We start from the raw sequence: 25,896 nt of genomic DNA on the forward strand, positions 1-25,896 counted from the left end.
GGTGCGCCAGCACGCGCCGGACAGCGGAGTCGATGCCGAGATGCGTAGGTCGGAGCCAGCGACGAGATGCATCCGGTCGGGTTCTCAAATCGAGACGCCCAGATGCCTATCGACCACTTCGTCGTTCTCGCGCAACTGGTCGCTCGTGCCGTGATAGACGATTTCCCCGCGGTCCAGCACGTAGTGGCGGTCGGCGAGTTCCAGCGCCACCTCGACGTTCTGCTCGACCAGCAGGACCGAGATGCCCTCGTCGTTCAGGCTTCCCACCAACTCCTCGACCCGCCGGACGACGAAGGGCGCGAGGCCCTCGGTGGGTTCGTCCAGCAGGAGGAGGTCGGCCCCGGCGACCAGCGCCCGAGCGATGGCGAGCATCTGCTGTTCGCCGCCCGACAGCGCGCCGCCCCGGCGATTCGGGTGGTCCCGCAGGTTCTCGAACTCCGCGAGGACCTCCTCGGGGTCCCGCGACTCGGCGGTCGCTCCGCCGCCGAGTTGGCCGACTTTCAGATTCTCGGCGACGGTCAACTCGGGGAAGATTCTGCGCTCCTCGGGCACGAAGGCGACGTTCCGCCGGACGGTCTCCTCGGGCGAGAGGTCCGTCACGTCCTGCCCGTCGAAGGTAATCGTCCCCGCCGAGGGGACGACGTTGCCCACGATGGAGCGCAGGGTGGTGGTCTTGCCCGCGCCGTTGCGCCCGACCAGCGAGACGACCTCGCCCTCCTTGACGCAGAGCGACACGCCATGGAGGACCTCCGTCGCGCCGTATCCCGCGACGAGGCCAGACACGTCGAGGAGCGGATTCTCGCAGGCCCCGGCGTCCAACCGGTCCGAGTCGGTGGCGTCGAGGCGAGACGAGTCGCTCATTCCCGGACACCTCCGAGGTAGGCCTTCTGCACGTCGTCGTCCTGCGCGATTCGCTCGGGCGTTCCAGTCGCCAGCACCTGCCCGCGGTTCAGCACCGTCACGGTGTCCGAGACGTTCATCACGAGGTCGATGTCGTGTTCGATGAGGAGCATCGTCTGGTCGGCCAGCACGTCCTCGACCAGCGAAATTGTGCGCTGGGTCTCCTCGCTCCCCATCCCCGCGGTCGGTTCGTCGAGCAAGACCAGTTGTGGGTCGGTCGCCAGCACCAGTCCGAGTTCCAGTCTTCGCCGGTCGCCGTGGGCCAGATTCCGGGCGTAGTCGTCGGCCCGACTCTCCAAGCCGATTTCGGAAAGCACCTCGTCGGTCCGCGATTCGACCGACTCGAAGCGGTCGGTCGGACTGAACAGCTTTCGGTGGAAGGGAATCCTTCCCTCGCCCTCCGCAACCGACTGGGCCGCGAGTCTGACGTTCTCGCGGACCGAGAGACCGCCGAAGACGGTCGAAATCTGGAAGGACCGACCCATCCCGCGCCGAACTCGCTCGTGGGGCGGAAGCCGGGTCACGTCCTCGCCCCGGAAGTGGACCGACCCCGCGGTCGGCCTGAGCGCGCCGGTCAGGCAGTTGAACAGCGTGGTCTTGCCCGCGCCGTTCGGCCCGATGACGCTCCGGAACTCGCCGTCCCGAACGCCCAAGTCCACGCCGTCGAGCGCGGTGAAGTCGCCGAACTGCTTGGTCAGGCCCTCTGCCCGGAGGACCGTCTCGGTCTCGGGGTCGAACCCATCCGCGCTCTCGGAGACCGCCATCACTCGTTCACCTCCTGCTCGGCGAGGGGTTCGGCGTCGTCGCCGTGGGCCTCGCCGGGACCACCGCCAGCACCCGGTCCCGTGCCTGCACTGCCGCCAGCGCCCGCTCTCCCGCCGGCCTCGACCAGTTTGTCCGGGAGCGAGACCAGTCCTCTCGGGAGCAGGATGACGAAGACGACGAACAGCGCCCCGAGGAAGAACTGCCACTGCTCGGTGTACGACGAGAGGACCTCCTCGAACCCGATGTAGACCCCCGCACCGACCATCGGGCCGTAGAGGGTCCCCATCCCACCCAGCACCGTCATCACGACGACCTCGCCGGAGTTCAGCCAGAACAGGAGCGAGGGCGCGACGAACCCGCTTTCGACCGCGAACAGGCCGCCCGCAAGCCCCGCCATCGCGCCCGAGACGACGAACGCTCGGCGCTTGTAGGCGGTCACGTCGTAGCCGACGAACTCGGTCCGGCGCTCGCTCTCCCGGATGGACTGGAGGACGCTCCCGAAGGGTGCCCGCATCATCTGGCGCGCGACGAGATAGGACCCGACCACGGTGGCCAGCAGGAAGTAGTAAAACAGGCCCTCCTCGGCGACGAGGGGCACCATCTCGGCGATTTCGTCCAGTTCCATCGCGTACCCCCCGATTCCGTACAGCACGTCGGCCCCGAACAGGCCGTCGCTCCCGCCGGTCCACTCCAACTTGAAGACGGCCCGGTAGAACAGTTGGGCGAACGCCAAGGTAATCATCGCAAAGTAGACCCCCGAGACCCGAATCGAGAGGTAGCCGATGACCCACGCGATGGCGGCGCAGATGGCGACTGCGACAGCGAGCGCCACGAACGCCGAGGAGCTAACGTGAAGTAAGACCAGCACCGCGGCGTAGGCTCCGGTCCCGTAGAACAGCGCGTGGCCCAGCGAGACCAGTCCGGCGTAGCCCATCACGAAGTCGAGGCTCAGGGCGAACAGCGCCCAAATCAGCACCTCCGACATGAGCGTCAGGACGTACTCCGAGTAGAGGACTTCGACGCCAAGGGGAACGACTGCGAGGAGGACCACCGCAATCGCGCCCAAGCCGAATCGCTGGCGGTCGGTCAGCACGCCGCCGCGTTGGCCCGCCAGCAGTTCGCCCTCGGCCTCCTCGCCCTCGCCGCCCGAAGTCCCGAACAGGCCTTCGGGCTTGACCAGCAGGACGCCTATCATCAGCGCGAAGACGATGAGACCCTCCAGCACCGGGACGTAGGTCCGGGCCAGCGTCTGGATGATGCCGACGCCGAGTCCGCCGACGACTGCGCCGCGGAAGCTACCCAGACCGCCCAGCACGACGATGACGAACGCCGGGATGATGACCGAGTTCCCCATGCCGGGGTTGACGTTCTGGTAGGCACCGAGGACGATGCCCGCGACTGCCGCCAGCGCCGCGCCAGCGCCGAAGACGAGGGTGTAGTACCGGTCGATGTCGATGCCCAGATTCCGGACCATCTCGCGGTCCTGCGACCCGGCCCGGACCACCAGTCCGAACTTGGTGTTGTTCAGCGCCCACCACGTCCCCAGCGAGAGGACCGCGCCGAACGCGACGATGAAATAGCTGTACAGCGAGTTGCTGACGCCCAGAATCGTCACGGGACCCGCCAGAATCGGCGGTTCGGCGAAGGCCTTGGGCTGTTTGCCCCAGAAGAACGTGATGACGTCGTTGAGCATCAACACCAACCCGAAGGTCAGCAGGATGTGATAGAGGGGGTTGCGGTCGTACAGCGGTCGGAGAGTCACTCGCTCGATGACCGCGCCCAGCACGCCGACCAGCAGGGGTGCGACGAGGAGCGCAATCCAGAACCCTGCCCCGCCGAAGGGCGCAGAGATGGCGAACGCGAAGTAGGCCCCGAGCGCGAACAGTTCGCCGTGCGCGAAGTTGATGACGTCCATCACACCGAAGATGACCGACAGTCCCGCGGCTATCAGGACGTAGACCATCCCGATGGTCAACCCGTTCAGCAGTTGCTCGGCGAACCCCGTGAGACCGACCATGTTAGAGGTCGCACTCGGTCTCGTCGCAGGGCGGGATGGCGTTCTCGCCCTCGATTTTCTGCTGAAGGCTCACGTTCGCCGGGCCGCCCGAGTCCGGTTCGACGTTCTCGCCGACCCAGACCGGGTTCATCGCTTGGTGGTCACACTCCCGGAACCGGTTCGGGCCGAACGTGCTGGGCACTTCGAGGCCCGCGAGGGTGTCTTTGACCTCCTCGGGGTCGCTTGTCCCGGCCTCCTCGATGCCGTGGGCGGTCATCCGGATGGAGTCGTAGGCGACGCGGGCGAAACTGTCGGGCGTCGTGTCGTAGGCGTCCTGATACGCCGACACGAAGCGCTGGTTGTCGCCGGTATCGAGTTTCGGCACGTACCGGACTCCGCCGTAGGTCCCGTAGGCCGCCGGGCCGAGCGCGCCCCGGACGACTTGGAAGGTCATCGTCGGACTCACCAGCGTCACGTCGTCCTTCAACCCCTGATTCGCGGCCTGATTGACGAAGTTGATGAGGTCGCCGCCGGTCATGCCCAGAATCGCCAGTTCGGCGTCCGAGTTGCTGATTTGGCTGATGTACGACCCGTAGTTCGTCGCGCCGAGTTGGGACCGCGAGACGCCGACCTCGGTGAAATCGTCGCTGGTCTCCTGCATCCGGGATTTCCACTCCCTGCGGACCGACTGGCCGTAGGCGTAGTCAGCGATGTGGAACCAGACGCTCGTTCCGAGGTTGTTGGCGGTCCACGGCGCGACGGCCTCCGCGATTTGGGCGGTGTGGGTCTCGGCCCGGAAGACGTACTCGTTGCAGTCCGCGCCGGTGATGTTCATCGCGGCCGCGCCGGGGTTGTAGATGACCTCCTCGTTCTCGGCGAACGAGTTGAGCGCCAGCGCGGTCGAACTCGAAATCGCGCCCATCAGATACTCCGCGCCGTCCTGCTGGACCGCCTTCTGGGCGACTTGGCGACCGGTCGCGGTGTCGGCCTCGGTGTCCTCGTACACCGCGCTTATCTCGAAACTGAACTGGTCGCTCTCGTTGACGTGCTGGACGGCCAGTTTCGCCCCGTTTCGCTGGCCCTCGGCGAGTCCGCCGTAGGGACCGGTCATCGGACTCAGCACGCCGTAGTTCACCGTGTCGATGCTCTGGGTGCCGACGCCCGCGCCGCCGATGCACCCGGCGAGCGCGCCGGTTCCCGCGATACCTGCAAGCCGCAGTACGTTCCGCCGCGAGGAGAGGCCGGAGTCAGTTTCCGAAGTCCGCTCGGTCGCTTCGCCCGCGTTCCGTGGGTTGGTTTGACGACCCATACCGGCTATGCGGAATCTTGGATAATAAACTATTGTGTAAAATACGGGTGCGGCGACGTCGAAATAACTCTCCTCCGTCTGTCTTGTCAGCACAACAATCGGTAATAGCCGAGCCGCAACGACAGAAAGGGAACTATAACCAATTCCGAAAGAAACAAAAATATTGCTTAAAGAAATGTTTAGTGACTTTTCTCCACGCTTCCGAACCGCGACTGCTGGCCCGCTACTCGAAGTGGGGCACCACTTCCTCGCCCAACCGCTCGACGCACTCGACCATCCGGTCGGTGCCGATGCCGGGGTGGTAGGTCCGGAAGATGAAATGCACGTCGTCGCCCAGCGCCCCGCGGTACTCCTCCAACTGGTCTACAACCTGCTCGGGCGTGCCGTAGATTGCCTGCTCCTTCAACTCCCGCTTGCGCTCGTCGTCCAGTTCTTCGACCTCCTCGCCCGAGAAAATCTCGGCGTAGCGCCGCTGGATGTAGAAGTAGCCCTCCTTCATCCGCTCCCACGCTTCTTCCTCCGAATCGCCGACGAACCCGTGCTGGAGGACGTACACGTCGAAGTCGTCCTCGGCGTCACCGGCCTCGCTGGCGTCGTCTCGCAGGCCCTCCTCGGCCCGGACCTTCCGGATGTCCTCGACGCGCTTGCGGACGCCCCCAATCGAGAGCGCGGAGGGCGCGCACCACGCATCTGCCACTCGGGCCGCGCGTCGGACTGCTGGCTTGGCCGACCCGCCGTACATCACCGGAATTTCGCTGTCGGGCTTGGGGGTGACGGTCACGTCCGGCGACACGTCGTGGAACTCGGCGTCGTAGTCCAGCGGTCCCTCGGACCACGCTGACCGCACGAGGTCGGTGGTGTCTTCCATTCGCTCGACGCGCTCGTCGCGGGGGACGCCGAACTCCTCGAACTCGGTCGGGTTCGACCCGATGGCGAGGCCGAGGGTGAGTCGGCCGTCGGCCAGCAGGTCCACCGTCGCGGCGTCCTCGGCGAGGCGCACCCCGTCGTAGAGCGGTGCGAGGGCGATGCAGGTGCCGAGTTCGATGTCCTCGGTTTCGGCGGCCAACGCCCCGAGGGTCGGCATCGTCGCCGAGAGATAGCCGTCGTCGGCGAAGTGATGCTCCGAGACCCACGCGCTGGCGAGGCCAGAATCGTCGATGGCGCGCCCGAGAGTCAGCATCTCGTCGTAAATCTCGCTCATCGACCGGTCGTCGTCGGGTCGTCGCTGGCAGGTGAACAGTCCGGTCCCGATTTCCATACCGGCAAATGTGGCCGGGCCGTCTTAATGTTTTATAAGGTAGCAGTTCACGTCCCGAAACTTACCCCGAGACTTATGCCGGAGGCGATTCAGCATCGAAGCATGACCGACGCACCCGGCGGCGCGAGCAGGCCCGGTGTCTCGGAGAACGCCGACGGCGGCCTCGACGGCCCCAAGGAGTCGATTTTCGAGGTCCTCAAGCCCGCGCTGGTGCTGGTCGGGATGCTCGTGGTGTTCTTCCTGCTGTTGTACTTCCTTGGATAGTGCCCGGTCCGATTCTCGGTGCTACCTCCTCGCACGAATCTTTTTGACCGAGGACGCGACGAACTGGTCGCAGGACATGTCGGAATCGGAATCACCAGCGGCGGCGAGCGGCGGCGGTCGGTCGAACCGAAACGGCAACGAACCGGGCGGCGGCGACGGTCGGCAGATGTTGTTGGAGGAAGCCCGCACGACGACGAGCCAGCAACTCGCCCAAATCAACAAACTCGACGGCGAAGCGGTTCGAACGGTCCGAATCGCGTTCGTGCTGACCGGCCTCCTCGTCGGCGGTGCGAAACTGGTCCCGTCGCTCGGCCTCGGTCTCCTCGGAGCGGCCGGAACGGTCTCGCTGGTGGGTTCCCTCGTCGCGTCGCTGTTCGTGTACGGCACTTCGAAGCTCTTCATCGGGTCGAGTCCGGACCGAATCCCCATCGACTACGAGGAGCAGATAGACACCGAGGCGGCGTACGTCGAAGTCATCGGCCGGTACGAACGCGGCCTTCTCAGAAACCGACGTGTTCTCTGGTCGAACGCGTTCTTCCTCGACGCCTCCCGTTTCCTGCTGGCCTGCGCAGTGGTTCTATTCGTTTTGGCCGCCGTGTTCCACGTCGCCATCCAATCGACTCGGATTCAACTGCTGTACCAACCTTTATCCGTCATTACGGAGCAATTTTGAGATAGCTATGACCGCAAGGGACGACGCCGACGAGTCGAGTCTCGTTCGGGCGGAGTACGTCTACACGGGCGGCTCGAAACGCCTCGCGGACCTCAAACTCCGCTTCGGAAAGTGGTTGGAGGACCGCCGTAACTAGTCGAACGGGATACCTCTCTCGCTCGAACGAGCAAAAAGAAGCCTCTACCGCCGAGTTCGATTTCTCGACTCGCTACGTCTCGTCCTTCTGGACCGTCTCCTGCCCGATGAATCGCGGTCGCTCGTCGATGGCGAGGAAGTTGTCAACGTCCTCGCGGGCCTCCTTGGCCTTGCCCTTGTCGGGGTCGTAGTCCCGGCTTCCCTCGCTCCCGAGAGCGTCGTAGAGTTTGTCGAGGTCCTCGAAGTAGAGTTCCGCAATCCCGTCGAACTCGGCGTTCTCGGGGTCAGTCGGGAGGACCGTGGCGTAGCGCACCACGCCGTCGATTTCCCGAGCGATGGGGGTGTGGTTGTTCTGCCAGTAGTCCACGAACTCGTCGTGGGTCATGCCGTCTTGGCGGACGAGGAAGGCCGAGTGCTTGTAGAGACCGTCGGTGTCGCCGTCTACCTCGTCCTTCTGGATTATCTCCTCGCCGATGAACCGGGGTCGCTCGTCGATGTCGAGGAAGTTGTCCACGTCCTCGCGGGCCTCCTTGGCTTTGCCCTTGTCGGGGTCGTAGTCCCGGCTTCCCTCGCTTCCGAGGGCGTCGTGCAAGTCGTCTAAGTCCTCGAAGTAGAGTTCGGCCAGACCGTCGAACTCGGCGTTCTCGGGGTCGGTCGGGAGGACGGTCTGGTAGCGCGTGACACCCTCGATTTCGCGGGCGATGGGGGTGTGGTTGTTCTGCCAGTAGTCCACGAACTCGTCGTGAGTCATGTCGTCCTGCCGAACCAGCAGGGCCACGTGTTTGTACATCGACTGGAACGTCGCTTGCGCTCCCAATAAAACCCGCCGATGGACTGCCGACGCCCTTCCGGACGGCGATTCGTCCTCGACCGACCACTCCAGAGCCGACCGTATTTTAGCTTCTTTTCTACCAAAATCTCCCTAAAATACTTGTAGTCACAGCTAATCTCACCGGACAATGACCATCGTTATTTTGGGCGAGACCGACCGGTTCAAAGAGCACGAACTCGTCCGGGAGGCCGCCGAGGAGCGCGGCGCGGAAACCGTCGTCGTCCCAGTCGAGGACTGGCCGGGGGACGCGCCGGTCGAACACACCGTGGGGAGCGGCGAGTGCGTCCTCGGCGAATCCATCCGGTTCGACGACGTGACCGGCGTCTTCTCGATGATTCAGACGGTCTTCCCGACGTATCTCCCCCACTACGACTGGTTCGAGGAGAAACCGGAGCGCCCGGCGTACAAGCAACTCCGAGAGTGGCAACAGACTTTCCGGTCGCTCCTCGCAATCTTCGAGGAACACGGCGCGAAGATACCGGTCTCGCCACGGGACCGCTACTGGGACTTCCACCGGCCGTGGATGCTCCAGTTGTACGACGACGAGGACGTTCCGGTCCCGGACACGACGTTCACTAACGACCCCGAGCGCGTCGAGGAGTTCGTGGAGAACCACTCTCGCGCGCTGGTCCAACCGGTCAACGGCGGCGAGGGCATGGAAGTGATACGGCCCGACGACCTCAAACCGGAGCGCCTCGAAAAGCTATCGGGCGCGCCCATCAAACTGCAGGAGTACATTCCCGGCGAGGACACCCGCGCCTACGTCGTTGACGGGGAGTTCGTGGGCCAGATACAGTACGGCTACGACGAGGACGCCATCTCGTTCAAGAGTTCCGAAGTCGCCTACACCGACATCGAGTCGATACGCCTCTCGCCCGACGCCGACCTCCGGGAGACGATTGTCCGGGCGGCCGAACTCACCCCCTCGGCCTATGCCGCCGTAGACGTGCGAATCACCGACGACGGCGACTACACCGTCTTGGAGAGCAACACGCCCGGTCGGTTCGCGGCCCACGACCTCGCCGGTGCGACCGCGGTCGGCGAGCGAATCGCCGAGTACCTGCTGGCGTCGTAGCCCGTCCGTCCCAAATATTTTTATCGACTCCCGATAGTTGCATCCTCAATGACGATTGTACTTATCGGAGAAGCCGAGTTCAAGGAGTTCGAACTCCTCGCCGAGGCCGTCGCGGAGCGCGGCGAGGAGGCGGTCGTCTGGGACACGACCGACTGGCCCAGCGACGTGCCGGTGACCTTCGACGTGGGGGGCGACACGGTGACGGTCGGCAGGGAGTTCGACCTCGACGAGGTGACGGGCGTGTTCCCGTGGGTCCACCACATCTTCCACCCCTCGCTGTCGCGGTTCGCCGACGACTTCGAGGACGAAGGGACCCGGAACCTGTTCATGAAGACCGACCAGTGGCGCGGCATCTTCCGGTCGCTCCTCGGTCTGTTCGACGACCGGGGCGCGACGGTGTTCTACCCGCCGGGGACCCAGCACTACGACGAGTGGAAGCCACTCCAGATGGAGCAGTTCACTGCGGAGGGAATCTCGGTTCCGGACACGGTGTTCACGACCGACCCGGACCGCGCTCGGGAGTTCGTCGCGGACCACGGCGAAGTCGTCTACAAGCCGGTGGTCGAGGAGGCGTGGCCGAATCGGCTGTCCGAGTCGGACCTTGAGACGGCCCCGCTTGACCGACTGGCGAACGCGCCCGTCCAGTTTCAGGAGTACGTCGAGGGCGACGACGTGCGGGCGTTCTTCCTCGACGGCGAGGTGGTCGGCGCGAGTCGCTACGTGACCGACGAGTGGACCTTCAAGACCGAGAGCCGAATCGACGACGCCGAATCCGTGGACCTCCGGGACGAGGTTCGCCGGGACGTGGAACGCGCTGGGGAGGTCTCGCCGATGCGCTTCGGGGCGGCCGACCTGCGCGTCAGCGACGAGACCCACGCCCTGCTGGAGGTCAATCCGGGGCCTCGGTTCGCCTTCCACGACCTCTACAGTGCGACCGACATCGCGGGGGTCCTCGCCGACGCGCTCGTGAACTGAACGCCGCGCCGACTGGGAGCAGAACTCGCCGTTTTCGATTTTGTTCGCGCACGACTGACGGTCAATCTGATTGCTCGTCCGTCTGATTGTCGGTCAGCCTGATTGCCGGCCTAATTGCCCGTCGCGCCGGCTATCGGGTAGTACGTATCTCCGAAAAGTCGCGGGTACCGCGAGCGGAATCCGACTACTACTCGCGGGCAGTTGCCTCAGCTACCGTCGCCGTTCGAGCTGGTGTGCTGGGTGTGTTCGCGGTCTTCGAGGTCCTCTTCTTCGTCGAGCGCTTGGATGAATGTCTCGTGCATGCTACATACTGTATAACATGCCTTCCTAACTTAAACTTTTCTACAATCAACTAAAATAATTAATATCGAGCAGTGATTATATTTATCCCGGAGACTCAGCGTCCTTCCGGCGTTCGACCGGTACAATCAGGAGACCGGCGGATTTACGGGCCGCTCACTCGCCGGACACCGAGAGAGTCGCGCGCAGACGCCCGGTGACGTTGAGCCACGAATCCACGTAGATGGCGGCGGTGAGCGCCGCCGCGATTCCTGCACCGCCCACGTCGCCGAACACGTACCCGAGGACTAAACTGACCGCGAACTCCACGATGACGAGACCGTAGGAGAGCGCCGCGTAGGCCGCCTGCCACGTCGGGCGGCCGTTCCGCAAGTGTTCGATTCCGCGGGTCCGGATGTTCTGCTCGTCCAGAAAGTCGGTCATCAAGAGGTAGCCGTCGCCGTGGAACAGGGGGACGATGGCGAACATCTGGAGGTTGAAACAGAGGACGCCCGCGAGTGCCAACCCCGGATGGGGGAAGACGGTGTGATACAGCGCGAACACCCCGAGCGTCCAGACGAGGCCGTAGGCCGGTCCCGCCAGCGTGTTCCACATCCGCCGGTTGCGGGGCAGACACCACCCGCCGTGGGTCCGGGTCACGACTGCTGGAATCACCCCGTTGATGACCGACGCGCCGAACTCGGGGTCGAGTCCCTGCTTCCACGCAGTGTAGTAGTGGCCGAACTCGTGGACGACCACCGAGCAGACGACGGTCGGAATCGCCAGCGGCAGGGCACCGAACAGGTACTGGTAGGGTCGGTCGAGCATCGGTTGGGCCAGCGTCGAAAGCGCGTTGGTCCACAGCACCCCGCCGATGCAGAACAGGAGCGCGACGGCGAGCGCCCGGTGCCAGAGCCGGATGTCCTCGGGCGGTCGGACTCGCTCGACCGGAGCGTCCTCGCGGACGAATCCCTCGTCGCGCATCTCTCGGAGGACGTTCGCCGCACCGGAATCCTGCTCGGCCGTCTCGGCGATGAGGTCCTCGATGGACATCTCGGAGGCCTTCGCTCGTAGCGTGTCTACCACCACCTTCGGGACCTCCTTGAACTGCTTGTCCGGGGTCCGGATGCGGTACTTGTCGTCCATGGCGACCCACGTGAACCCGTACCGGGTGTCGGTCTCCTCGACCTCCGTTTCGAGGGTCAGGCGGTCAGTTGGCAGGCGCATACTCTACTCAATCGTCCTTAATTCAAGATTGAATGGATGCGTTTAATAGCTTTGGTCGGCTGATGCCCCGGTCGGAGCATCAAGGCGGGGTCCTCGTGTTCGAGACATGACTGCTCGGAAATATACAAGTGTCTCAAAGCTATATAGAAATTGCTGAAGAAATTGTAAATATTTGGGTTCTCGAAACGCCGACTGCCACTGGTCGGTTCGACTGCTGGCTTCGGACCCTCGGCGCGCTGACTCGCGGCGGCCGTTCGCTATCTTCGGTTTCGTGGGCCTCGCTGTCGTCGGGAAGGGGGCCTGAACGCCGGAGATAACCTCCTCGACTACTCGATGACCGTTTCGCAACCACCGTCCGCGACGAAGGCGTGCCCGGTCACGAACGAGGCTTCGTCGCTGGCGAGGAAGTTGATACAGTTGGCTATCTCCTCGGGTTCCGCGAATCGGCCGAGGACGTGCAGGTCCTCGCCGCGCTCGCGGACCGATTCGGGGTCCTCGAATTCGCTGAGGTGTTCTTCGAGCATCTTGGTCTCGACCATTCCGGGACAGACCGCGTTGACGCGCACGCCCGTCGGTCCGAGGCGACCGGCCAGCGACCGAGTGAAGTTCACGATTGCGGCCTTCGAAGTCGCGTAGGGAAGCACCGGCGTGTACCCGCGCAGTCCGACCGCGGATGCCGTGTTGACGATTGCGCCCTCGCCCTGCTCCTTCATTATGGGAGCGACGGCCCGACACCCGTTCCAAGCCCCGTTGATGTTCACGTCGAACACCCGGTCACGTTCCTCCTCGGTGATGTCCTCGATGGCTTTCATCGTGCCGGAAATGCCGGCGTTGTTGCACAACACGTCGATGCGCCCGTAATCCTCGACGACGGTATCCACGACGCTCTGGAAGGCCTCGGCGTCGCTGACGTCTAGTTCTGCGAACACCGCGTCTCCACCCGCCTCCCGGATGTCCTCGGCGACGGTTTTTCCGGCATCGACGTCGATGTCGGTCACGACGACAGTTGCGCCCCGTTCGGCGAATCTTCGGGATGTCGCCGCACCGATGCCGCTTGCGGCTCCAGTAACGAGGACCACATCGTTTTCGAAATCCATGTATTTCGGAAAGGAGAGGTTTTTCATACCACTTTTTATATATTTAAAACAATTAATAAAAGAAATAAATAATAAAGAGTTTTTAGATAATATATGGGTGGAATAATAGATGATTGCGTGTATGTAACCACAAATATGTGATTAGTTCTCAACTAGATGCAACGTTCGGTGGCGCTATACCTGCCTCAAATATAATTTATATACATGTTGTTCAGCTATCAGTGTAGACACGACTGCAACGGCCCGGAACCGATTGCGTCCTCGGAATCGACACCAACCTGTTGGTTTCGGCGGCCGGACCACAGACCGAGGAGGAACCGGTCGAAACGTGAGCACTCAGCGCGACTCGCCTGTCCACGTAACCAAACTGCCACTCTTTCCGGGGACACGTTACGAGCGTAGTTCACTACTTTTTATTATCGCCCTCGGAGTACCACCGCCCATGGGCTTCTATCAGCGCGATTTCATGGAAGGCACCCGCGGCACGATGGGCGTCGATTGGGAGGAGCGAATCAACTTCCAGCGTCTGCGCGAGGAGCGCAAGGAGCGCGCCTTGGAACAGATGGCCGAGCAGGAACTCGGAAGTATGCTCCTCATCAACGACCCCAACGTCCGGTACGTGACCGGACTCGCCATGACCGGCGGGAGCGGGGCCGACCACTACACCCTCCTGACCGAGGACGGCGACGTGGTTCACTGGGACACCGCCGACCACGCCAGCAACCAGCAGTTCAACTGCCCGTGGTTGGACGACATCCGGTACGCCGCGCCGGGCCTCGGTAACGTCCCTCGTGCTTCCGGTCGGAACTCGGCCCGCGATTGGCTGAAGGGCAAGATGGCCGACCTCGTGGTCGAGGCGATGGACGAGTACGGCGTCAAGAAAGAGCCGATGGGCATCGACGTGGGCAACCAGCCACTCATCCAGAAGTTCGAGGAGCGCGGCGTGGACGTTCGGACCGGCGAATGCGCTCAGGCCATGGAGGACGCCCGGAAGGTCAAGACCCGCGACGAAATCGAGTGTCTCCGACAGGTCGCGGCCATCTGCGAGGCCGGATTCCAGCGCATCAAGGAGACCGCAAAGCCCGGCATGCGCGAGTCCGAGGTCTGGGGCGAGGCCACCAAGGAACTCTGGCGACTCGGCGCGATGGTGCAGGGCGGCTACTGCACTTCCGGCCCGAATACGTGGCCCAAGCACCAAGCCAACACGACTGACCGGGTGATTCGGCCCGGCGATTTGGTCTACGCCGACTTCTACAACATCGGCTTCATGGGCTATCGCTCCTGCTACTACCGCACCTTCAGCATGGGCGAACCCACCCAAGCCCAGAAGGACGCCTACGAGAAGGCCCGCGACGACCTCTACGACGTGTTAGAGCGCATCGAACCCGGCGCGACCACGGACGAAATCTGCAAGGGCTTCCCCGACAAGGAGGGCGAACACATGGACTGGTACGGCGCGGAGGACTACTGGGAGATGACCACCAACCACTGGGCGCACGGTCTGGGTCTCCAACTCTACGAGGTCCCGCTCATCTGGCGCGGCCTCTCGCCCGACCACCCCATCGAAATCGAGGAGGGCATGACGATGGCCGTCGAGACGATGCAACCCGCCGAGAATCAGGGTGTCCGCGTCGAGGAGATGGTGGTCGTCCGCGAGAACGGCGTCGAGATTCTGAGCCAGTGGCCCGTCGAGGAGATTACGACCATCGAACACTGACGAGGCTCACTCGGTCTCTCGGGCCGGCGGGCCGAAAAAATAGGCTCGATGTCTCGGCTATAGCGGGTTGGTCGAGACGGTGACATCGTCGGTGTCGATACCCTCGTAGCTCCCGCCGGAGCGCACCAGCCACTTGTCCCCGTTCGTCGGGTCGCTATCGTCGTCGCCGGTGCTGACGCCGCCGTATATCTCGTAGTAGTCGCCGCCGTCCTCTATCGCGTCGATGGAATCAGCGCTGTCCTCCTCGGTGAACTCGGTCCCGAAGACCGCCGTCTCGGAACTCGCCTTCGGGACGTGGATGAGGTACGCAGAGTACCCCGACTTCGAGCCGACGATTAGCTCGTAGTCGCTTCCGGCGGCGACCGCGCTCCCCGAACCGAGGACGGCGAGGGCTGAACTCGATGCGAGTGCTATTCCGCTCTTCTTCAGGACGTCGCGTCTTGAGTTGGATTCCATACATGTTATTGTTAGTAGGATATAGTTAAATGATTTATGGCTATGGGGTTAGCTCTATATCCGTGATAAAAGCGTCGGCAGGGCTTCTCGCCGGAACGAGTTCGATTCGTTGCGGTTGAACGTTGGTAGTGGTAACCACTGGTCACGTCCGACGCGATTGACGGCCAGAATCGGTGCCACTACGCCGCCTAATCCCCCGTGATTCCGTCGTCCTTCACGCTCGGCGCGCCGACGACCAGCAGGCGGCCCGCATCAAGCGCCTCGAACTGTCGCCACGTCTCGGGCGGCATCACGACCACTTCGTCTTCTCCGAGTTCGAAGGTTTCGCGCTCGACTGCTCCGTCCTCGCTTTCCCCTTTCTCCTCACTTTCGACGGTCACGAGAAACGTCCCGGAGAGGACGTAGTAGAGTTCTTCCTGTTCCTCGTGGCGGTGCCAGTTGTTCGTCTCGCCCTCCGCGAACTCCCAGACGCTGGGGCGCATCTCCTCGGGGCGGAGTCGATACCCCACGGCCTTCAGGTCGGGTTCGATGTCCTCCACGTCGCGTGTTTCGAGGTCCGCAAGGCTAGTTTTCTCGTACATGCCCGTAGGTTCGACGCGACGTGGCAAAAGGATGGAGGCAAAAACCGACCATCGCGGACCTGAACTTTATACACGAAGACGGTTCTGCCTGCCGACGAGTCCGTAATGAAGAAGGCGGGGCGGATTTCGGGACGACTGATTGCTCGGGGATAGCGAATCGAACGCAACGACTGTATCATCGCGGCGACTGCACTCGCCAACGACGAACCGGTCGTGACGCGAAACGTCCGCCACTTCGACCGAATCGAAGGCGTCGAGGTAGTGACGTACTGACGCTACTCCGACTCCTCGTCGGGCGGAAGCACCGTCGAAATCCGGGCGTTCTCCTTGAGTCGAATCCCGCCCGGTGGGACCGAGAGGGGGATTCTGCCGAGGTCGGTCAGTTCCAGCGTCGGGTGGAAAGCCCCGCGCTCGCGGACCGCATCGCGGGTCTGGACCCTCAGCGGGCGGTCCGCGTCGAGGGTCTCGTTGTACTCCACGAGGTACTGGCCGGCCTCCAAGTGCCACCACTGGTAGTCGTCCTCATCGTTGCGCCACACCTTCTCGTGGGCGGCGCAGTTGGCGTGACGGAGTTCGTCGCCGCCGAAATCGACCCTTCCGGGGGTCTCGACGGTCAGCACTTCGCTCACGGTCAAATCGAGGCCGCGGTCGGTCACTTGGGTCTCCTCGTGGAGGAGGCCCGAGACGAGTGTCGTCAGTTCGCTTGGTCGCATGGATATATCGCCGGGTGCCACGACCAAAAACTTCGGGACGCGCGGGACGACGTTCAGACGAACCGCAGTCCGTCGTCACCACCGAGGACCCGGCGTATCGACCCCCAAATCGAGACCAGCGTGTAGTCGCCGGTGACGCCCTTGATAGCGCTCTCCCGGACGATTTCGAGGTCGAACCCGTCGCCCGACGCCGTAATCACGTGGTTGGCGCTCGTGGCCTCCGGGTCGGCGACCAGCATCGACTCGGTGTCGTCCAGTCCGAGGGAGGCCAGCGCCACCACCGCGTGGGAGTTGAAGTTTCGCGGGAATCGCTCGCAGAGGCCCCGGACGGGTCCCTCGTAGAGGACGGTTCGTCCCTCGATGTCGTCCGGAGATACCTCGTCGGTGTACCCGAAATCGAGGTGGTCGGGGGCCTTCGTCGCGGTGATGGATACCGAATCGAGTGCTTCCCGCGCGTCGAGGAGTCCGTCGATGCCGAACAGCGCGGCGTGAGGAAGGTAGACGGCGTTCCCGTTCTCGCTCGCGGTCGAGACGAGTCGTCGCTCGACGGACTCGTCCACGAACGCGGACCCGGAGAGGACCATGAGGTCGCTCGCTTGGAGGACCGTCGCCCCGAGGTCAGCGACGACTTCGTGAGTGGCCGCTTCCACGACCAAATCGACCGGTCGGTCTGCGAGCCGCGTCGGGTCGGTCACTTGCTTCTCCTGCGGAAGCCCCTCCTTCTCCGACCGAACCAGAACGTAGTCGAGTTCGAAGTCCGGTGCCGACTCGACGTACTCTGCGAGGGCGCGGCCGATGCGACCGAATCCGAGCAGTCCGAGGGTGTAGGTCTGTGTCATTGGTCACGGTCCCGAGTGAGGTTGTCGCCGGTTTCGGCGTCGAAGACGTGGCCTGCGCCCACCTCCACGCCGACGGTGATGGTGTCGCCCTCGCTGGCGGTGGTGTCGTTCGAGACTCGCGCGGTGAACTCCGAGGACTCGTCGTCGGTCGCACCGGGAGGAGCAAGCGTCAGGTCCACGTTCGACCCCATCGGTTCGACCACCTTGACGTAGGCCCGGAAGGAGCGCCGGGAGTCTATTTCGTCGCTGTCGAGGAGGGCGGCGTCCTGCAAGTCCTCGGGTCGAATCCCGAAGACGAGTCGCTCGCGGTCGCCGTCCCACGACGAGAGCGCCGCCGCCATCTCGTCGGGAAGCGCGAGTTCGAAGGCCTCCGAGAGGAGCCAGAGGTCGCCGTCGCGCTCGTCGTCCTGCTCGCTCAGTTCCACCGCGAAGAAGTTCATCGGCGGTTCCCCGATGAATCCGGCGACGAACCGGTTGGCAGGATGCTCGTAGACCTCCTGCGGCGGCGCGATTTGCTGGAGTCGGCCGTCGTTCATCACAGCCACGCGGTCGCCCAGCGTCATGGCCTCCTCTTGGTCGTGGGTGACGTACACCGAGGTCTTGCCCACTCTGCGGTGGAGTTTGTTCAACTCGGTCCGCATCTGGATGCGGAGCTTTGCGTCCAGATTCGACAGCGGTTCGTCGAACAGGAACAACTCGGGGTCCCGGATGATGGCCCGGCCGAGCGCCACGCGCTGTTGCTGACCGCCCGACAGGTCTCTGGGTTGGCGGTCCAGCAGTTCTCCGATGCCGAGCATCTCGGCGGTCTCCTCGACCTTCCGCTGGCGCTCGTCCTTCGGGTACTTCCGAATCGTGAGCGGGAACGCGAGGTTCTCGCGCACCGTCTTGTGGGGGTAGAGCGCGTAGTTCTGGAACACCATCGCCACGTTCCGCTCGCGGGGGTCGCGGCCCGCCACGTTCTCGCCGTTGATTTCGACCCGGCCCTCGGAGGGGTCTTCGAGACCCGCGACCATCCGGAGCGTCGTGGTCTTGCCACACCCCGAGGGACCGACGAAGACGACGAACTCCCCGTCGTAGATGTCCATCGAAACGTGGTCCACTGCGACGACTTCGCCGCCCTCCTCTTCGAATCGCTTGGTCACGCCGTCGAGGCGCAGGCTCACTTCGCGGTCCTCGACGTTCGTGTACTCCTCGCTCGCGGTCTCTGGTGCTGTGTCGCTCATGAGTTGGTGTTGTCCGTCTGGACTTCTGTGTATTGCTTTAGAATATCTATACAATCGTCTAGAATGGGTGGCTGATTGCTTAGAAAGCCCCCGCCCGCTGGCGGCCGCTCAGCGACATCTCCTCGGTCCGCCTGACGGCCCACCTCGGATAGGAGTCGCTGAGACGACCACGGGTCTCCGGCCCGCCATCGAGCACCGGAAGACATTCCTCCTCGTCGCTTCGCTCCTGCGCGGGCTGTGACTTCCGAGGTCACACTCGCTTGGCTCGCGGTTCCACCGCTCGCCAGTCGCGGCGCGGAGCGCCGCGCACCGCTCGCGTGACCGGCCCCTTTCAGTCCACCCAGACGGGCGGAACGTATCGCCGAGCGTTCGCCGGTGGTTCGGTCAGTCGAGTGCGTCCTCGGCCGATTCTCGACTGTCGCATCTCCGAAAATCCCGCCGGTCATCGCTTTAGCCCTCCCGTGAGGCCGACCACGATGTACCGCTGGAAGAAGAACACGACGAGCGCCGAGGGGATGGTGGCGACTACCGCGGCCGCGGCCATCGAGGCCCACAGAATCGACGTGTCGCCGACGAACAGGAAGGTTGCGACCGGAATGGTCATCGAGGAGAGGTCCGTACTCACGGTGAACGCGAAGAGGAACTCCCGCCACGAGTAGAGGAACGTCAGGATGGTCCCGGCCGCGAACCCCGGCAGGACCACCGGGAAGACCACGTGCCGGAACGCCTGAATCTTCGTGCAACCGTCCACTCTCGCCGCCTCGTCCAGTTCTCTGGGGATGGTGATGAAGAAGTTGCGCATGATGTAGATGACCAGCGGCAACCAGAGGTAGACGTTGGCGATGACGATGCCGAGTCTGGTGTTCAGCAGGCCGAACTGTTGCATGATGCGGTAGTACGGCACCACCAGTCCGATGGGCGGGAACAGCCTCGTGAACAGGATGAACGTGAACACGAGGTTGTCGAAGGGGAACCGATAGCGACTGAAGACGTACCCCGCGGGCGTCCCCAGAAGCATCACGGCGACCGTCGAGGCCGACGAGATGATGGCGCTGTTGACCACCGCGCGCCAGAATCCCCGGTCGAACAACGCGACGTAGTAGCTTTCGAGCGTCGGATTCCGCGGCAGGTACGTCAGGTTGTACACCGCGTCGTTGGTCTTCAGCGACGTGAGGAGTTCCCAGACCAGCGGTGCGGTGATGAAGAACACCGCCAGAAAGAGGACGAAGTGGACGACGTAGGGACTCTCGACCGCCTTCCAGAACCGCTGTCTGCGCCGGTACTTCTCGATGCCGAACTCTCGGCCCGCCATCAGTCCGCGCCCTCCCCGTTCGCTCGTCCCGTCATTCCCCTGTCCTCTCGTCCCGTCATTCCTCTATCTCCGAAATCTGTTCGAGAATCACGTTCACGTAGATGCCCGCCACGATGAGCGTCACCCCGACGAGGAACATCGACACCGCCGATGCGAAGCCGAAGTCGAACAACTCGATGCCGAACCGGTGGATGTAGATGGACAGCACTTCCGTCGCGCCCGCCGGTCCTCCTCCGGTGGTCGAGAACGGGATGGCGAACGCCCGGAAGGCGAACATCCACGTGATGAGGCCCGCGACGAAAAACGAGGGCCTGAGGTACGGCAGGGTGACGTGGCGAAACGTCTGGAAGGTGGTCGCGCCGTCCACCTTCGCGGCGTCGTACATCTCCTGCGGGATGGACTGCAACCCGGCGAGGATGATGATGGTGGCGAACGGAATCCGGGACCACGCGTCGGCCGCGACGACGACTACCATCGCCGAGAGGGGATTCGCCAGCCACGAGTAGCCACTCGACAGAATCCCCAAGTCCAGTAGCAACTTGTTCACGACGCCCAACTGGCCGTTGAACATCCAGCGCCACGTCACGCCGACGATGGACAGGGGCACCGCCCACGACAGCAGGATGAGCGTCGTGTAGGTGTCCCGCAGTCGCTTCCGGGCGACTCTGTTGAGCGCCAGCGCGATGACCAACCCCGCGAGCATCGTGACCGCGAACGACCCGAACGAGTAGGTCAGCGTCTTCTCGGCGGCGTTCCAGAACGTCGGGTCCGACAGCATCGCCTCGTAGTTCGCGGTCGGCGCGAACTCCGCGGCGACGCCGAACGCCAGCGTGCGTTGCATCGAGGTCCACACCAGAAAGGTGACGGGGTAGATGAAGATGAGGAACAGACTCAGCAGTGCCGGCCCGAGGAGGAAGAGTCTGATGTGGTCGTTGGCTACGTCCGAGACGAGTCGCTTGACGCGGCCGAGGCCGCTCTCGGGAACGTCTCTGTAGGCTTCTGACATCGTGTGCGTGGCGAGAGTCGTTGAATTGGGTTGTCGAGTTCGTTGGATCGGGTTAGTCGGGGAGTCGGTGGCCGGGTTACTGGCCCAGCACGTCGTCGACGAACTGCTGGCCCTGTTGGGTCGCCTCCTGCGGCGAGATGTTCCCCGTGATGGCCTGCTGGAACGGGTCGGTCAGGCGCTGGAAGATGGCCTGCATCTGCGGGAACAGTTCCAGCACGCCGCGGTCCACCGCGGACCCCACCACGTCGCCGTACTGGAGGAATCCGGCCTCCGCGGAGTCGGTGAACACCTTGTCCATGAACGCCAGATTGTTCTCGTAGGTGAACTCCCACCACTGGCTCGGATAGCTCAGTCGCAAATCGCCGTACAGCAGACCGGCCACCTTGTGCGCGTCGTCGGCGAAGGGGTTGATGCCCGTCGCGTTCGGCGCGATGAGCGACGCTTGGTCCGGGTTCGGCCCGGTGTTGGCCCGCGGCGGCCGGACCGCTCGGTACTCGGTGTCGGCCTCGTACCGGTTCAGGAGTCGCGGCACGAAGTCGCTGAACCCGTCGGCGTAGGCGACTTGGCCCGCCAGCATCAGGTCGATGATGTCGCCCTCGCCGTAGGTGATGACATCCTCGGGGACCCAGCCGTTGTCCCGCCACTCGGCCATCTTCCGGAGGACCGTCCGGGCCGGGCCGGTATCGACCTGCACCGTGCCGTCGTCGGCCACGAGTCGGCCGCCCTGCTGGTAGAGGAGTTCGCGGAAGGAGTAGAACAGGTACGTCGGGTTCCCGGCGTAGTAGGCGTAGCCGAACACGTCGGTCCCCTCGAAGGCCTGCATGGTCTCCTCCAGCAGGTCCCACGACCACTCGCCTTGGAACCGCGAGGGGTCGATGCCTTGCTCCTCCACGAGGTCCGGTCGGAGGTTGCCCACGATTCCCTCGCCGATGTTCGGGAAGCCGTACTGGTGGGTGCCCTCGCGGGTCGCGTCGATGTCCCACTCGACCAGACTCCGGAGCGCCGGGATGTACGAGTCCCACATCTCCTCGGTGTACAGCGGGTCCACGACTTCGAGGAACCCCTGCTGGACGAACACCGGGACGAGCGGTCCGTCCACGTTCATGACCTGCGGTTCGCTACTCCGGGCGCTCAGGAACTGTTGTTCCCGGAGGTTGGCTTGGTCCACGCCGATTTCGAGGGGTTCGATTTCGATGCCCGTCTTCTCCTCGAAGAGTTCGTGGGTCGCCAGCGTGGCCGGGTCGAACTCCATGTTGGCCGCGCCGTGGTTCAGGATTTGGAGCGTATCGACCTCCGAGGCGATGGTGTCTTGCCACCCCTCCGGCGGTTCCCACGTCGCGGTCTGGAACGACTGGGTGTCGGTCCACGTCGAGTCCTCCTGTCGGTTCGGCACGTCTCGTCGGGCCTCGATGGGCCAGTCGTTCGACGCTTCGATTCGGCGGGCCTGCCAGTTCTCGGGGAACCCGATTTGGTTCCCCGCTTGCAGATACCCGTCCCCGTCCTGTCGTGTCGCGTAGCCGCTAAGTCCCGCGAGTCCCGCTGTCCCCGTCGCCGCGATGAACTGTCGTCGGTTCATGATTCCCCACCCTCCTTAATCGTCATCAACGATGCTTAACGTCTTTGCGCTGGTACTGACAACTTTCCTACTATGGTATCTGATACCATACTTGTAATTAACGGCCGGCGGCACGCGGACCGTTCGTCGTCCCCGACCCGTCCGAATCTCCGTCCCCGAACCGTTCGAATTCGGCGGTGCGACCGACTCCGAACGCTTCGGAAATCAAAAATTGGCTTTGAATCAACTATTTCTTTGTTAAACGTGGATAAATATTTCCAACGTCGATGCTCCGATTGCTCCTCAGTCGCTCGTCTGACTGTATTTATCGACCCACTCCTGCAAGGTGATGCCCATCGCCGACTGGGTGATGGCGTTGGAACTCGCGGAGTTCGCGCTCTTGACCAACTCCGCTTCGAGGGTGCGCTTGGGCACCTCGCCGAGGAAGTGGGGAATCGCCCGCTGGACCGCGAGCGGACAGCCGACCTCGTGAGCCAGCGCGTAGCCGGAGATGGAGTGGGGGACCTCCTCGGAGGCGTACCGCGGGTCGGGGTCCAGCAGTTTCTCGTCGTCCACGTGGTCCACGTACTCGTAGCACTTGCCCACGTCGTGCAGGAGACACGCGGCCCGAATCACGTCGAGGTCGGGGTCTGCGCCGTGGAAATCGCGTTGCTCCTCGGCGGACGTGACCGCGATGCGGGTGACACCCCGGACGTGTTCGACGTTCGTGACCTCGTGGATGTTCCACGCGTAGGGGATGTCGTAGATGTCCTTCCATCCGCCGCGTTCGAGGCCGAGCGTCCACGCTTCGATGACCTGCTCGCGCAGGTCCGGGTCCTCGATGTCGCCGATTTCGGGAAAGGCCTCCTCGACCTGTGCGCGGTAGTCCGGTGTTTCGTCGCTCATACTTCCGAAATCTGTCGGGCGAACCGTAAGCGTTCGTGTCTCGGCACTGCGGTCGATGAATGGGGGCCAGCAGTCACTTCCCCCTCAAGCCCGACCTACACACACTATGCGAACTGCATTCCACCTCACCAGCGGCGACGAGGACCAGCAGAAGACCGTCCTCACCATCGCGGAGAACCTCTCGAACGACGAGACCATCGAGATGGACGCCATCGCGGTCGTCGCCCAATCCGAAGGCATCGACCCGCTCACGACCGACGGAACCCACAGCGACACCGTTCGGGACCTCCTCGACGCGGGCATCGACTTCCGGGCGTGTAGCAACACGCTCGACCTGCTTGACCTCGAAGACGGAGACCTCGTGGATGGCGTCGAGACGGTCTCCTCTGGCGCGAGCGAACTGACTCGACTGCAAGACGACGGATGGGCGTACCTCCGACCCTAACTACCACGACACCGACCAGTCTCCTCGCCGAAAGCTTATGCCGCTATTCTCCGAATAGGCGAGTCGATGCCCTCCAGCGCGAAATCCGTCCTCGTCACCGCCGTCCGCGTCGTCTTCGTCGGTCTCGGCGTCGGAATCGCGGCCCTGACCGCGCTCGAACTCGCGTCGATGCCACCCCCACCGCCGGAAAGCGACGGGTTCGCTCACGGCATGGCGGGCCTGTTCGGGGGTCTCATCATCCTCGTGACCCTCGGCCTCGCCGCGGTGGGTGTCAGTCTGCCCGCGCTCCTCGGATTCGACGACCCTCTCGGCTTCGACTACCGGCAACGCCTCGTGCTGAAGGTGTCGGGGGTTCTCGTCGTCGGTGGCCTCGTCGCCGGACTGACCTACGTCCTCCTCGCGGGGTTCCGGTACGGCGTCCTCGTCTGGTTCGGACTGGTGGTGCTGGCCTCGCTCGCCGCCTGCGCCACGCTGGTCTGGCGACTCGGCGAGGCCCTCGTCGTCCTCGTCTCCCGACTCGGGAGCGCCGGACTTCGCGCGCTCCGCTGAGTCACTCCGACGACCGACACACTCGTCTGTCGAATTGATAGTTTTATGCGGGTTCTCGCCGTTCGGAGTAGCGTGAACGAAAATCTCTACGCCGAGTATCCCGAGGCCTACGACGCCCTCTACGCTCGGAAAGACTACGACGCCGAAGTCGCGTTCGTCCTGTCGAAGCTCGAGGAGATGGTCGAACGCTCCGGCGACCGAAATCGCGCGCTGGTCGTCGGATGCGGCACCGGCGAACACAGCAAGCGACTCCGCGAGGAGGGCTTCGAAGTCGTCGGCGTGGACAAGTACCCCGCGATGGTCGAGCGCGCTCGAACCAAGTCCGACGCCGACTTCCGGGTCGGCGAACTCCCCGACTTGCCGGTCGAAGGGACGTTCGACCTCGTGTGGTTCCCCTTCACGGTCGTCCAGCATCTCGATGCTGATGGGGTCGCCGATAGCCTCCGAGCTGGGGCCGACCACCTCGCCGATGGGGGCGTCCTCGTCTTCGACCAAATCTCCGGCGAGAACTTCGGCGATTCGGCCTCTCTCCGGACCCACCAATCCGAGGAGGGGACCTACGCCCGACTCACTCACGTCCACGACGCTGGCGACGGCGCGTCTCGCTACGACGCCCTCGTCTTCACGCCGGACGGCGAGTTCTTCGTGGACACCCACCGCCTCTACGACCACGACCCTGCGTACCTCGAAGGCGTCTGCGGCGTGCTGGACCTGTCGGTCGAACGCCACGGTTGGTACGACGACCGGACCGACCCCGGCGACGAGGACCACACCGTCTTCGTGGCGAACTGAGTTCGCGCCAGTCGGTCGATTCGCGGCGGTTCAGGTCCCCTCGAACAACTGGAATCGTCGGAGGAACACGACGTAGGCGTCCTGTCGCCGGAGGTATCGAATCACGTACTGGGTCGGGTAGAACCCCTGTCGCGGGAAGGCGTCGGGCGTGGCGACGTCGGCAATCTCTCGCCCCCGCAGATTTTCGAGATAGTCGGTCGCCACCATCGGTTCGAGGAAGGTGAGTTCCCCGTCGAACGACCCGTAAATCCACGTGTGGGTGAACTGCTCGCCGCGGAACTCGGGGGCTTGCTGGTTCACCCAGTGGTTGCCCATGAACGGCACGATGTCGTCCGTCGGCGCGTATCCCGGCGGTTGCTGAAGCGGCGGGAGGGGTTCGGTCCCGCGCTCCAACACGTCGCACGGAACCCCCGCATCCGGGGTGCCGTCCTCGTCTACGTCGCACTCGCCCGGCCGGATTTCGCTTCGGACCAACTGTCGCGGCATCAGGTAAAAGTGGAAATCGAAGTGGGGCACGTCGTACACGTCTCTCGGCACGTGACCCTCCGGGTTCCAGTCGGCCGTAATCCACCGAATCGGCGTCGCGTTCCGGGCGGCCTCCGGAAGCGGTAACTCGGTCAGGTGGACCGGCGACTCCTCGGCGTTGGATGCTTCGTTGCCGGACTCCTCGCCGGCGGGCGTCTCGTCACCGGGAAGACCGGAGAGCGCGTCGGCGGTGAACCAGACCCCGAGGTACCGCGGCGCGCCCGACCGGCCTTCGGTGAAGAAGGTCGCTATCGACCCCTCGCCCAGTCGCCTCGGCGGTCCCCAATCGGTCCGCTCGCTCGGCGGAAATCGCTCCTGTGCGCTCGCCGCGTCACTGCTGGCGAGTCCCAGTCTTGCTCCGAACAGGCCGCTTCCGACCGCGCCGAACGCTCGGAGCGCGGTTCGTCTGCCGATTCGGCGTGTCGCGTCGCTTCCGGACTCCTCGTTCTTGTCCATTGGTATCGTCCCCCGAATTCGGTGGTACGCCGACCA

General features: G+C 63.8%; 27 protein-coding genes. 9 read left to right on the forward strand and 18 right to left on the reverse strand.

The window, feature by feature from the left end:
• Nucleotides 1–84: 84 nt before the first annotated feature.
• From P2T57_RS18745 to P2T57_RS18765, 5 genes are all read right to left on the reverse strand, one after another.
• Nucleotides 85–861: an ABC transporter ATP-binding protein gene (locus tag P2T57_RS18745; RefSeq protein WP_276302269.1), complete on the reverse strand. Its 777-nt coding sequence runs from the start codon at nt 859–861 to the stop codon at nt 85–87.
• Complete coding sequence (locus P2T57_RS18750) at nt 858–1,664, reverse strand: ABC transporter ATP-binding protein (RefSeq protein ID WP_276302270.1); 807 nt, start codon at nt 1,662–1,664, stop codon at nt 858–860. Before P2T57_RS18750 ends, P2T57_RS18745 begins: the two co-directional genes overlap by 4 nt.
• Nucleotides 1,664–3,682 (reverse strand): ABC transporter permease, encoded by a 2,019-nt coding sequence (locus P2T57_RS18755; RefSeq protein WP_276302271.1) that lies wholly within the window; start codon nt 3,680–3,682, stop codon nt 1,664–1,666. Before P2T57_RS18755 ends, P2T57_RS18750 begins: the two co-directional genes overlap by 1 nt.
• Nucleotide 3,683: 1 nt before the next feature.
• Nucleotides 3,684–4,970 (reverse strand): ABC transporter substrate-binding protein, encoded by a 1,287-nt coding sequence (locus P2T57_RS18760; RefSeq protein ID WP_276302272.1) that lies wholly within the window; start codon nt 4,968–4,970, stop codon nt 3,684–3,686.
• Between the two features lie 223 nt (nt 4,971–5,193).
• On the reverse strand, nt 5,194–6,228 hold the full coding sequence (locus P2T57_RS18765) for an LLM class flavin-dependent oxidoreductase (protein WP_276302273.1): 1,035 nt from the start codon (nt 6,226–6,228) through the stop codon (nt 5,194–5,196).
• A gap of 102 nt (nt 6,229–6,330) precedes the next feature.
• Here P2T57_RS18765 and P2T57_RS18770 point away from each other — a divergent pair, with 102 nt between their 5' ends.
• From P2T57_RS18770 to P2T57_RS18780, 3 genes are all read left to right on the forward strand, one after another.
• Complete coding sequence (locus tag P2T57_RS18770) at nt 6,331–6,492, forward strand: hypothetical protein (protein ID WP_276302274.1); 162 nt, start codon at nt 6,331–6,333, stop codon at nt 6,490–6,492.
• 76 nt (nt 6,493–6,568) lie between these two features.
• Entirely contained in the window at nt 6,569–7,165 is a 597-nt protein-coding gene (locus P2T57_RS18775) for a hypothetical protein (RefSeq protein ID WP_276302275.1), read from the forward strand.
• A 7-nt stretch (nt 7,166–7,172) separates the two neighbouring features.
• A complete protein-coding gene (locus P2T57_RS18780; protein WP_276302276.1) occupies nt 7,173–7,301 on the forward strand; it encodes a hypothetical protein in 129 nt (42 codons plus the stop codon).
• Between the two features lie 72 nt (nt 7,302–7,373).
• Here the strand turns inward: P2T57_RS18780 and P2T57_RS18785 are convergent, their stop codons facing one another.
• A complete protein-coding gene (locus P2T57_RS18785) occupies nt 7,374–8,090 on the reverse strand; it encodes an EthD domain-containing protein (protein WP_276302277.1) in 717 nt (238 codons plus the stop codon).
• Between the two features lie 169 nt (nt 8,091–8,259).
• Here P2T57_RS18785 and P2T57_RS18790 point away from each other — a divergent pair, with 169 nt between their 5' ends.
• A complete protein-coding gene (locus P2T57_RS18790) occupies nt 8,260–9,207 on the forward strand; it encodes an ATP-grasp domain-containing protein (protein ID WP_276302278.1) in 948 nt (315 codons plus the stop codon).
• Between the two features lie 48 nt (nt 9,208–9,255).
• Complete coding sequence (locus tag P2T57_RS18795; RefSeq protein ID WP_276302279.1) at nt 9,256–10,182, forward strand: ATP-grasp domain-containing protein; 927 nt, start codon at nt 9,256–9,258, stop codon at nt 10,180–10,182.
• A gap of 456 nt (nt 10,183–10,638) precedes the next feature.
• On the opposite strand, the gene P2T57_RS18800 is transcribed toward P2T57_RS18795, so the two are convergent.
• Together P2T57_RS18800 and P2T57_RS18805 are read right to left on the reverse strand one after the other, a co-directional pair.
• Nucleotides 10,639–11,688 (reverse strand): hypothetical protein, encoded by a 1,050-nt coding sequence (locus tag P2T57_RS18800; protein WP_276302280.1) that lies wholly within the window; start codon nt 11,686–11,688, stop codon nt 10,639–10,641.
• 326 nt (nt 11,689–12,014) lie between these two features.
• Entirely contained in the window at nt 12,015–12,785 is a 771-nt protein-coding gene (locus tag P2T57_RS18805; RefSeq protein WP_276302281.1) for an SDR family NAD(P)-dependent oxidoreductase, read from the reverse strand.
• A gap of 442 nt (nt 12,786–13,227) precedes the next feature.
• Here P2T57_RS18805 and P2T57_RS18810 point away from each other — a divergent pair, with 442 nt between their 5' ends.
• A complete protein-coding gene (locus P2T57_RS18810; protein ID WP_276302282.1) occupies nt 13,228–14,502 on the forward strand; it encodes a M24 family metallopeptidase in 1,275 nt (424 codons plus the stop codon).
• A gap of 57 nt (nt 14,503–14,559) precedes the next feature.
• On the opposite strand, the gene P2T57_RS18815 is transcribed toward P2T57_RS18810, so the two are convergent.
• The 9 genes from P2T57_RS18815 to P2T57_RS18855 all read right to left on the reverse strand — a co-directional run bounded on the left by P2T57_RS18815 (nt 14,560) and on the right by P2T57_RS18855 (nt 23,093).
• The gene (locus P2T57_RS18815) at nt 14,560–14,958 is read right to left on the reverse strand and encodes a hypothetical protein (protein ID WP_276302283.1); all 399 of its coding nucleotides are present in this window, start codon (nt 14,956–14,958) and stop codon (nt 14,560–14,562) included.
• A 188-nt stretch (nt 14,959–15,146) separates the two neighbouring features.
• A complete protein-coding gene (locus P2T57_RS18820; RefSeq protein WP_276302284.1) occupies nt 15,147–15,539 on the reverse strand; it encodes a cupin domain-containing protein in 393 nt (130 codons plus the stop codon).
• A 275-nt stretch (nt 15,540–15,814) separates the two neighbouring features.
• Complete coding sequence (locus P2T57_RS18825; protein WP_276302285.1) at nt 15,815–16,252, reverse strand: dCTP deaminase/dUTPase family protein; 438 nt, start codon at nt 16,250–16,252, stop codon at nt 15,815–15,817.
• A 53-nt stretch (nt 16,253–16,305) separates the two neighbouring features.
• Nucleotides 16,306–17,091, reverse strand: a complete 786-nt coding sequence (locus tag P2T57_RS18830) for an aspartate dehydrogenase domain-containing protein (RefSeq protein WP_276302286.1) — start codon at nt 17,089–17,091, stop codon at nt 16,306–16,308.
• Nucleotides 17,088–18,314, reverse strand: coding sequence for an ABC transporter ATP-binding protein (locus P2T57_RS18835; RefSeq protein WP_276302287.1), 1,227 nt, complete (start codon nt 18,312–18,314; stop codon nt 17,088–17,090). Before P2T57_RS18835 ends, P2T57_RS18830 begins: the two co-directional genes overlap by 4 nt.
• A gap of 442 nt (nt 18,315–18,756) precedes the next feature.
• Nucleotides 18,757–19,626: a carbohydrate ABC transporter permease gene (locus tag P2T57_RS18840; RefSeq protein ID WP_276302288.1), complete on the reverse strand. Its 870-nt coding sequence runs from the start codon at nt 19,624–19,626 to the stop codon at nt 18,757–18,759.
• A 55-nt stretch (nt 19,627–19,681) separates the two neighbouring features.
• The gene (locus P2T57_RS18845; protein ID WP_276302289.1) at nt 19,682–20,632 is read right to left on the reverse strand and encodes a carbohydrate ABC transporter permease; all 951 of its coding nucleotides are present in this window, start codon (nt 20,630–20,632) and stop codon (nt 19,682–19,684) included.
• 76 nt (nt 20,633–20,708) lie between these two features.
• Nucleotides 20,709–22,208: an ABC transporter substrate-binding protein gene (locus tag P2T57_RS18850; RefSeq protein WP_276302290.1), complete on the reverse strand. Its 1,500-nt coding sequence runs from the start codon at nt 22,206–22,208 to the stop codon at nt 20,709–20,711.
• A 282-nt stretch (nt 22,209–22,490) separates the two neighbouring features.
• Nucleotides 22,491–23,093: an HD domain-containing protein gene (locus P2T57_RS18855; RefSeq protein ID WP_276302291.1), complete on the reverse strand. Its 603-nt coding sequence runs from the start codon at nt 23,091–23,093 to the stop codon at nt 22,491–22,493.
• 106 nt (nt 23,094–23,199) lie between these two features.
• Between P2T57_RS18855 and P2T57_RS18860 the strand changes: the two genes are divergently transcribed.
• The 3 genes from P2T57_RS18860 to P2T57_RS18870 all read left to right on the forward strand — a co-directional run bounded on the left by P2T57_RS18860 (nt 23,200) and on the right by P2T57_RS18870 (nt 24,879).
• Nucleotides 23,200–23,538, forward strand: a complete 339-nt coding sequence (locus P2T57_RS18860) for a DsrE family protein (RefSeq protein ID WP_276302292.1) — start codon at nt 23,200–23,202, stop codon at nt 23,536–23,538.
• 66 nt (nt 23,539–23,604) lie between these two features.
• The gene (locus P2T57_RS18865; RefSeq protein ID WP_276302293.1) at nt 23,605–24,087 is read left to right on the forward strand and encodes a hypothetical protein; all 483 of its coding nucleotides are present in this window, start codon (nt 23,605–23,607) and stop codon (nt 24,085–24,087) included.
• A gap of 72 nt (nt 24,088–24,159) precedes the next feature.
• Entirely contained in the window at nt 24,160–24,879 is a 720-nt protein-coding gene (locus P2T57_RS18870; RefSeq protein WP_276302294.1) for a class I SAM-dependent methyltransferase, read from the forward strand.
• A gap of 30 nt (nt 24,880–24,909) precedes the next feature.
• On the opposite strand, the gene P2T57_RS18875 is transcribed toward P2T57_RS18870, so the two are convergent.
• A complete protein-coding gene (locus P2T57_RS18875; protein WP_276302295.1) occupies nt 24,910–25,860 on the reverse strand; it encodes a hypothetical protein in 951 nt (316 codons plus the stop codon).
• Nucleotides 25,861–25,896 lie beyond the last annotated feature (36 nt).

Source organism: Halorussus lipolyticus, assembly GCF_029338375.1.
Taxonomy (GTDB): Archaea; Halobacteriota; Halobacteria; order Halobacteriales; family Haladaptataceae; genus Halorussus; species Halorussus lipolyticus.